The 7291-nt window shown below is 52.4% G+C and carries 7 protein-coding genes; all 7 read right to left on the bottom strand.

The window, feature by feature from the left end:
• Window positions 1-119: 119 nt before the first annotated feature.
• Window positions 120-869 carry an amidotransferase gene (locus OXG75_07400; protein ID MCY3625795.1) on the bottom strand — a complete coding sequence of 250 codons (750 nt, stop codon included), beginning with the start codon at window positions 867-869 and terminating at the stop codon, window positions 120-122.
• Between the two features lie 57 nt (window positions 870-926).
• Window positions 927-1607, bottom strand: coding sequence for a leucyl/phenylalanyl-tRNA--protein transferase (gene aat, locus OXG75_07395; protein ID MCY3625794.1), 681 nt, complete (start codon window positions 1605-1607; stop codon window positions 927-929).
• A gap of 67 nt (window positions 1608-1674) precedes the next feature.
• Window positions 1675-2229, bottom strand: a complete 555-nt coding sequence (gene msrA / locus OXG75_07390) for a peptide-methionine (S)-S-oxide reductase MsrA (GenBank protein MCY3625793.1) — start codon at window positions 2227-2229, stop codon at window positions 1675-1677.
• Between the two features lie 173 nt (window positions 2230-2402).
• On the bottom strand, window positions 2403-3509 hold the full coding sequence (gene mqnE, locus OXG75_07385) for an aminofutalosine synthase MqnE (GenBank protein MCY3625792.1): 1107 nt from the start codon (window positions 3507-3509) through the stop codon (window positions 2403-2405).
• A complete protein-coding gene (locus OXG75_07380; protein ID MCY3625791.1) occupies window positions 3488-5263 on the bottom strand; it encodes a menaquinone biosynthesis decarboxylase in 1776 nt (591 codons plus the stop codon). The genes mqnE and OXG75_07380 overlap by 22 nt, the downstream gene beginning before the upstream one ends.
• Window positions 5264-5272: 9 nt before the next feature.
• Window positions 5273-5827 (bottom strand): UbiX family flavin prenyltransferase, encoded by a 555-nt coding sequence (locus OXG75_07375; protein ID MCY3625790.1) that lies wholly within the window; start codon window positions 5825-5827, stop codon window positions 5273-5275.
• Entirely contained in the window at window positions 5827-6669 is an 843-nt protein-coding gene (gene ubiA / locus OXG75_07370; GenBank protein MCY3625789.1) for a putative 4-hydroxybenzoate polyprenyltransferase, read from the bottom strand. The genes OXG75_07375 and ubiA overlap by 1 nt, the downstream gene beginning before the upstream one ends.
• Window positions 6670-7291 lie beyond the last annotated feature (622 nt).

Raw genomic sequence — 7291 nt, 5'->3', positions numbered from 1 at the left:
CATGGCTGCTGACCCTAAAAACCCTTCCATATCCCTATGCGGTGAGAAATGCGGGCTAGCGCTGTATGTTATTCCCGGTTAATGAGAAAACCGCCGAACGGTCCGCGGACGGCCAAGCTTCAGACAGAAGGCATATGCGCCTTTTTCTCCGATGTGCCCCCGAGCAGATCGATAAAACCCCCGAAAGTCCGCCTGCTGAGATCGGAAAGGGCATCTATGTATTTTGGCGTCTCGGATCTTATAACATCGGGATTTATCTTGCCGCCGAGTTCTTCGATTTCCTTTTTGTTAACCGGAGTAACAAGCCAGCGTTCTATCATTGGCGCGTCTACCTCGAGGTGGAACTGGAACCCGTATACCTTGTCCCCGTATCGAAACGCCTGATTCGTACACGCGGGGGAGGTTGCCAGATGCACGGCACCCGGCGGAATCTCAAAGGTATCCCCGTGCCACTGAAAGACCTTCTCAACCGCGCCGAATGCACTCATAAGACGGTCCTCTCCCCCCTCTTCGGTAGGGGAAACGTCATACCAGCCGATCTCTTTTTCCGGGTTCTTGTTAACCCGAGCTCCTAGGGCCTTGGCAATCAACTGCGAACCGAGGCACACGCCGAGCACCGGAGCGTCCATTTCGATAAACTCCCTTATGGACTCGGTTTCCGGTACGAGGTAAGGATACTCCTCGGTCTCATCCACGTTCATCGGCCCCCCCAGAACGACAAGACCATCGTAATTGCGGAGTCTGGGGATCTTGTAGTTTGAACGGCCGAAGTTCACGTAACGTATCCTGAAACCGGCATCTCTTAGCATCGGGTCAAGAGTTCCCAGTATCTCGTGAGGGACATGCTGGAAGACAAGCAGTCTCGGCATGAGGCAGGATTTTAACCACTTTTCCGGCCTCTGTCATTTCGCCGGGGCGGGGACAGTTCAGATCTCCCATCTGCCGCGCAGGGTCTTCTTCAGAATAGAGGATTCAAGCACAAGTAGAAACTCCTTTCTGCTGACTTCTCTTCCTCCGAGAGTCCTCATATGATCCGTCGGAACCTGGGAATCTATGAAATCAAAACCGGATTCCCAGCATTTCCGCGCTAGATGGAAAAGAGCCACTTTGGAAGCGTCGGTTTCGAGGTGAAACATCGATTCTCCGAAAAACGCGCCGCCGAGAGACACTCCGTAAAGACCGCCGACAAGCTCTCCATCCAGGTAGGTCTCAAAAGAATGAGCGTAACCCAGTTCATGCAGTTTCCCGTAAGCCGCCTTCATTCCCTCGGTAATCCACGTCCCGTTCTGCCCTTTCCTCTGGACCTGCGCGCAGTTCTCAACGACCGCGGCGAAATCCGTATCGGCTCTTACCGAGAACTTTCCGGAAGCTACCGTCTTTAAAAGGGTTTTTGAGAACTTGAAGTCCTCCGGAAGAAAAACCATTCTCGGGTCGGGAGAGAACCATAAAATGGGGTCTTCCTCGGAATACCAAGGGAAAATGCCGTTTTCGTAGGCCAGAAGAAGTCTCTCGGGAGAAAGATCCCCTCCGACCGCCAGAAGTCCTCCCGGCTCTGCTTCGGACGGATCGGGAAACATTATTCGGGAGTCAAGAAAGTAAACGGTCATCGGTTCAGGATAAAATCTTTTTAGTGTGCCGGCCGCTTACTCAGGAAAATCCCGCGGGTTTGCCAGTTCACTGAAGATCCTGCTTCCCCCAGGTCCTTTCGATAAAGCCCGCCCTTCCCGAACCTATTTTGTAATTGCCGTAGTGAATCGGGTTTTTCTTGTAGTAATCCTGGTGGTATTCCTCCGCCCTGTAGAAAGAGACAAACTTCTCTACCGAGGTGACTATCGGCTTTTTGAATTTGCCCGACTCCTCGAGTTTCTTCTTCGAGAGAAGGGCCTTTTCCTTCTGCGAATCGTTGTGGTAGAAGATAGCGGTTCTGTAGTGTCTTCCCCTGTCGGCAAACTGCCCGTCCACCTGCGTCGGATCAATGTTTATCCAGAAAGTCTCAAGAAGGGTTTCGTAGTCTATCTTAGCGGGATCGTAAACGACCCTTATCGCTTCTGTGTGGCCCGTTCTACCCTGCCAGACCTGCTCGTAGGTAGGATTTTTCTCCTTTCCCCCCGAGTAGCCCACCACCGTTTCGACAACCCCGCTGAGACTGTCAAAAGGAGGCTCCATGCACCAGAAGCATCCTCCGGCGAAAGTTGCCTCCATGTAACCGCTGTTTTTCCCGCTTTCCATCTTTTTAACCTCCCCTACACTTTCGTTGTACACGGGAAAAGCCGCGCCCGCAAGCACAACAAGCGCCAAGACAAAAACCCTGGACCAGAAATCACGTCTCATTTTTCCTCACACCAAGCAAAAACCGGGAAATTTCGACTCTGAGGACCCGCAGAGCCACCCCCAGACGGGAATCAGTTGTAAACCCTTATTTCGTTATAAAGCGCGTCTCTCTCAACGGGAACGTACCCCGAATCCCGGATCATCTTTATCATGAAATCCCTGCTGTGACCCACTTCCGAGGGGGCGCCCGCGTCGTGGATGATCTTCTCCCTCATTATCGTTCCGTCCGCGTCGCTCGCACCGTAATGCAGTGCCACCTGGGCTGCTTTTTCCCCGAGGGTGATCCAGTAGGACTTTATGTGAGGGAAATTGTCAAGATAGAGCCTCGCAAGCGCATGAACCTTCATGTCGTATGAGGCCGGGAAAGGTTTTACATTCTTAAGACCCGTGTTCTCCGGCTGGAAAAGAACGGGGATGAACGCAAAAAACCCGGGGAACTCGTCCTCTATTCTTCTAAGCCTCTCCATGTGGTCAACCACGTGGAAGGGCTTTTCAAGATGACCGTAGAGTATGGTGGCGTTTGTAGGGATGCCAAGCGTGTGGGCCAGGCGGTGGATTTCCTCCCATCTTGTCGCGACCGTCTTCGGGGCGCAGATCTTCTTTCTCACCTCTTCGTGCAGTATCTCCGCTCCCCCGCCCGTAAGCGCGTCAACGCCCGCGTCCTGAAGGGCGAGAAGCACGTCCTTCAGGGAAAGACCGCTTATCTCCGAGAACCAGTCGATCTCAACCGCGGTGAAGGCCTTCACGTGAATATCCGGGAAGTGGCGTTTTATCATCTTCACTATGTCCAGGTAATGATCGAACTCCCAGTCAGGGTGAAGGCCGCCGACTATGTGAACCTCCCTCATCTCCTCGCTCAGCATGGAAAGCATCTGCTCGTCTGAGAGCTCGTAGGCGTTTGCGGACTTTTTCGTGGTCCCGAAAGCGCAGAACCGGCACGATATGGCGCATATGTTGGAAGGATTTATGTGGCGGTTCACGACGAAATAGACCTTTTCCCCCGACTTCTTTCTCTTAACGTAATCCGCCATCATGCCGACAGTGTTAAGATCGGGGGAATCAAGTATCGAAAGCCCGTCTTCAAAGGAAAGCCTGCGGCCCTCGGCGACCTTCTCCATTATGGGGAGCAGGTTCGGGTCGGTGCAGAAACTCTCGGTCAGCTCCAGTACTCGCTCCATCTCGTCTCAACCTTGTCCTTTATATCCTCCGACATCTCTATTACCGGGGGGTACCACTGCTTTATGGTGGCGTCGATCCCCATCCTGCCGTCGTAAATTACCGCTGAGCCCCGAAGTTCCGTATGTTCGAACAGAACATCCAGGTAAGGATCGAACCTAGTAAAGATACCCCAGATAAGCTCCATGTCATCAGTTAAATCTATATCCGGGCTCACAAGGGCGATTATGCGCACCCCTTCAAGGCCCGGAGTCTCAAACAGCCTGCGTATCATCTTCTTGGGATCGGTCCGGGATTCATCTATCCGGACGGCGCAGAAACCTCCCGAAAGAAGCCTGAATCCCGTTATATCCTGGTGTTTTTCCCTGGGATCGGGAACCTCCCTGGCATAGGTTTTTCTCTCCAGGGAGTTTTTCCTTACCGCGTTTATTCCCATCTTGCTTCCCACGTTAAACTTGTTGCTCGTAAAATCAAGGGTATCCAAGGGAGCCCACTGTATCATGAGGAAATCCTCCCTAGGATCGAAATTCTCCCCTATTTCGTGAAGCACCGCGGAGAAATCCCTGGGGTTAACGTCGCTTGAAACGCAAATCATGCACTTTGTGAGGAGCAACTGTCCCGTCCCCCAGAGCGCAAGCATGGCCTTTATCCCACCCTTGGGATAACGCTCGTCGACTGAAACAGCGAGCAGGTTATGAAATCCCGCCTCGGGATACGCCCACATGTCCTTTACCTCGGGCTGTATTATCTTTATAAGAGGAGAGAACATCTCGCCGGCTGCGATCCCAAGGTAGAGGTCTTCCTGAGGAGGCTTTCCGACCACGATGGAGGGGTACACGGGATTTTTTCTGTGGGTTATCTCGCTCAGGTTAAAAACGGGGAAATCGGCCTCCATCGAGTAGTGACCGAAATGATCGCCGAAGGGCCCTTCCTGTCTCAGCACGTCCCTCGGAACGGAACCCTCGAGTATGAATTCCGCCTCGGCCGGGACGCGAAGCGAAATACTCTTGCCCTTCACCATCGGCATCGGGCTTCCGCGAAGATAGCTCGCAAACGCGAGCTCGTCCATGCCGTCTGGAAGCGGAGCGACCGCGGAGAAGATCATCCTTGGGTCTCCTCCGAGGATCACCGCGGCTTCAAGGTCTCTTCCCAGTTTTTTCGCCTCGTGGTAGTGCGCGGCTCCTCCCTTGTGCGCGTGCCAGTGCATCCCTGTGGTCCTGTTGTCATATACCTGAAGCCTGTAGATCCCGAGGTTTCTTGAGCCCGTAGCGGGATCCCTCGTCAGCACCAGACCAAACGTCACGAACTTTCCCCCGTCGCGCGGCCAGCATTTCATCACGGGAAGCTTCGAGAGATCGGGTTCGGTTTCAACCTGCTGAACATCGCCGCGCCTTACCTTCTTGGTTCTCATGGAAAGCAGGCCGGTGGCCTTTGGAAGCACGGAAAAAATCCCCTGTATCGATGGAGGGTTAACCTTGCGGAATATCTCGACGAGTTCCTCGCCGACCGAGGCGGGTTTTCTGCCGAGAGCAAGCTCCACCCTCTGCTCCGTGCCGAAGAGGTTTATCACCAGAGGAAAATCCGATCCCTCCACGTTTTCAAACAGAAGGGCGGGACCGCCATCCCTGACGGTTCGCGACGCTATTTCCGTTATCTCAAGCTCGGGGGAGACCTCGGCTTTTATTCTCTTTAGGTCGCCTATGCTTTCAAGATGGCTTATAAAGCTTTCTAGATTCCTAAAACCTTTTGTGGACATGAGAAAAGACTACTCGAGTTCGTCCCTCCTCCATCCCCTGCCGGTATCGACGCCGACTAGGCCCAAGAGCTTGTCCACGTATCCGCTCACCACGTCCGAAATCGACTCGGCGCCCATGTAGTCAGTCGGAGAGATCGGCGCGATAACGACCCCCTCGCGGGAAAGCTTAAGGGCATTCTCAAGGGCGATTGTGCCAAGCGGCGTCTCCCTGAGAGCGATTATGAGCCTTCTTTTCTCCTTTAGCGCCACGGCCGCTATTCTCGTTATCAGGGTATCGGCTATTCCGTTTGCGATCTTGGCAAGCGTTGATACAGAACACGGCACTATGACCATGGAATCAAAATGATTGCTTCCCGATGAAAAAGGAGACGCGAGGTCTGAATCACTGTAAATGTCGGTCACCCAGGGACGCAGTTCCTCAACCTTCAGGCCGAGTTCCTCGTGCAGGACTCTTTTGCCCCACTTGCTCGCCACCAGATATTTCTCATCAGGGCATCTTCTGAGGAAATCAACCCCGTAAGCAACCCCTGAAGCTCCAGTAATTCCGACTATGGTTCTCATCATCAGGGTAAGTATATACCCGCGAGGGTGAAAAACAAAACTGCAAAACCTATCAGGATGTTGGTTCTGAAAAAAGCGGAATCCACCTGTCCAAAGCTCCTGTGCTCAAGGTAAAGGAGGTAGCCGCAGAGCAAAAGCGGCAAAAGCGCCAGGAAACTGCGAAACGAAAGAAGGTAAAGAAAAACAAGCGAAACGAACGAAAGCAGATGGCAGATCCTGGAAACAGAAAGCGCCTTCTGTTTCCCGAAACGGGCGACAAGGGAAAAAACGCCGCGGCGGCGGTCAAACTCCTCGTCGGCTGTGGCGTATATGATGTCAAACCCCGAAATCCATAGAAAAGTGAAAACCGAGAGCACGACTGCCGGAAGAATCTCCTCAAAAGAGCACCTCACTGCAAGCCACCCGCCAAGCGGACCGAGCGCAAGGGAGAGTCCCACGCCGAAATGACAGAGGCTAGTAAATCTCTTCATCAGCGGATAGACGGTAAACGCAACAAGCGGAATCGGGGAGAGAAGGAAGACAAGCGGACATATAAGATAGGCAGAGACAAAGTAAAGCAGGGCTCCCGCAGCCGCCACGGCCACAGCCTCGCCCATGCTCATTTTGCCCGAAGGAAGCTCTCTCCGCGTGGTTCTCGGGTTCTCCCGGTCTATTTCCCGGTCAAAAATCCTGTTAAGAGCCAGAGCGGCGGTCCGCGCCCCCGTCCCCGCAAGGACAATCAGCACGAAAAGCCGGGCACTGAATATCCCGCCGACGGCCAGAAAAGCGCCCGCGAAGATAACCGGAAGGGAAAAAAACGTGTGCTCTATTCTAAGAAATCCCGAGAGATTCTTTAAAAACGTCATTTGGATACGGAATTCTACCGGATGTTTCATCTGCGCGAACGGTCTTTTGGGCGGATAGTCGCCCGCAGAGAACGTGTCCGCAGCTTGCTTTGCCTGTCATCTAAAATAACAGTAATCTTCTCAAACACGCGGGAAATTTCAATGGGGCTTATATACTTTATTACACAAAATCCTAGATTTGCGCGTCGATTAGCTTGCAATTCCCAGCAAACAAAACAAAAGGGTAGTTGAATGCCAAGAAGCATCACAATACAATAAGTTCCTGAAAAGACTGAAAGCGATTCAGGCTTTAGATGGGGAATAATCAGAGGCCTAGAAGCAAGACATGATCTAGTCCCTGAAGGACATTGCCCCCAACAAGAGATAGGCCACATCGATGTAGAGATAACAGTTTATGGAGATGGTTCAAAGGATAAAGAGGTTTTGCAACTTCTCAGAGAAGCAGTCTTGTCGCAAGAGGTAGTTTACTCTCATAATGGCTCCCGCTATATGGGCAGAACTCGAAGCATTAAAGAAGCGGATTAAACCACCGTGCTTTTCTTCTCCCTAGCTTTTTAAGCCCATAACTACTTATTGCGTTTTTTACTTGCTAAAAAATTCTTGCCTGTCTTAGGAGGAATAG

The sequence above is a fragment of the Candidatus Dadabacteria bacterium genome, from assembly GCA_026705445.1.
Lineage (GTDB): Bacteria > Desulfobacterota_D > UBA1144 > Nemesobacterales > Nemesobacteraceae > Nemesobacter.
This window is presented reverse-complemented; position numbering and strand designations above follow the sequence as displayed.

Bases quoted from the DNA above. Each gene is read 5' to 3' on its own strand.
- msrA (MCY3625793.1), bottom strand. From the start codon at position 2,229: ATGGAAAGCGGGAAAAACAGCGGTTACATGGAGGCAACTTTCGCCGGA.
- ubiA (MCY3625789.1), bottom strand. From the start codon at position 6,669: ATGACGTTTTTAAAGAATCTCTCGGGATTTCTTAGAATAGAGCACACG.
- aat (MCY3625794.1), bottom strand. From the start codon at position 1,607: ATGACCGTTTACTTTCTTGACTCCCGAATAATGTTTCCCGATCCGTCC.
- mqnE (MCY3625792.1), bottom strand. From the start codon at position 3,509: ATGGAGCGAGTACTGGAGCTGACCGAGAGTTTCTGCACCGACCCGAAC.
- OXG75_07380 (MCY3625791.1), bottom strand. From the start codon at position 5,263: ATGTCCACAAAAGGTTTTAGGAATCTAGAAAGCTTTATAAGCCATCTT.
- OXG75_07375 (MCY3625790.1), bottom strand. From the start codon at position 5,827: ATGATGAGAACCATAGTCGGAATTACTGGAGCTTCAGGGGTTGCTTAC.
- OXG75_07400 (MCY3625795.1), bottom strand. From the start codon at position 869: ATGCCGAGACTGCTTGTCTTCCAGCATGTCCCTCACGAGATACTGGGA.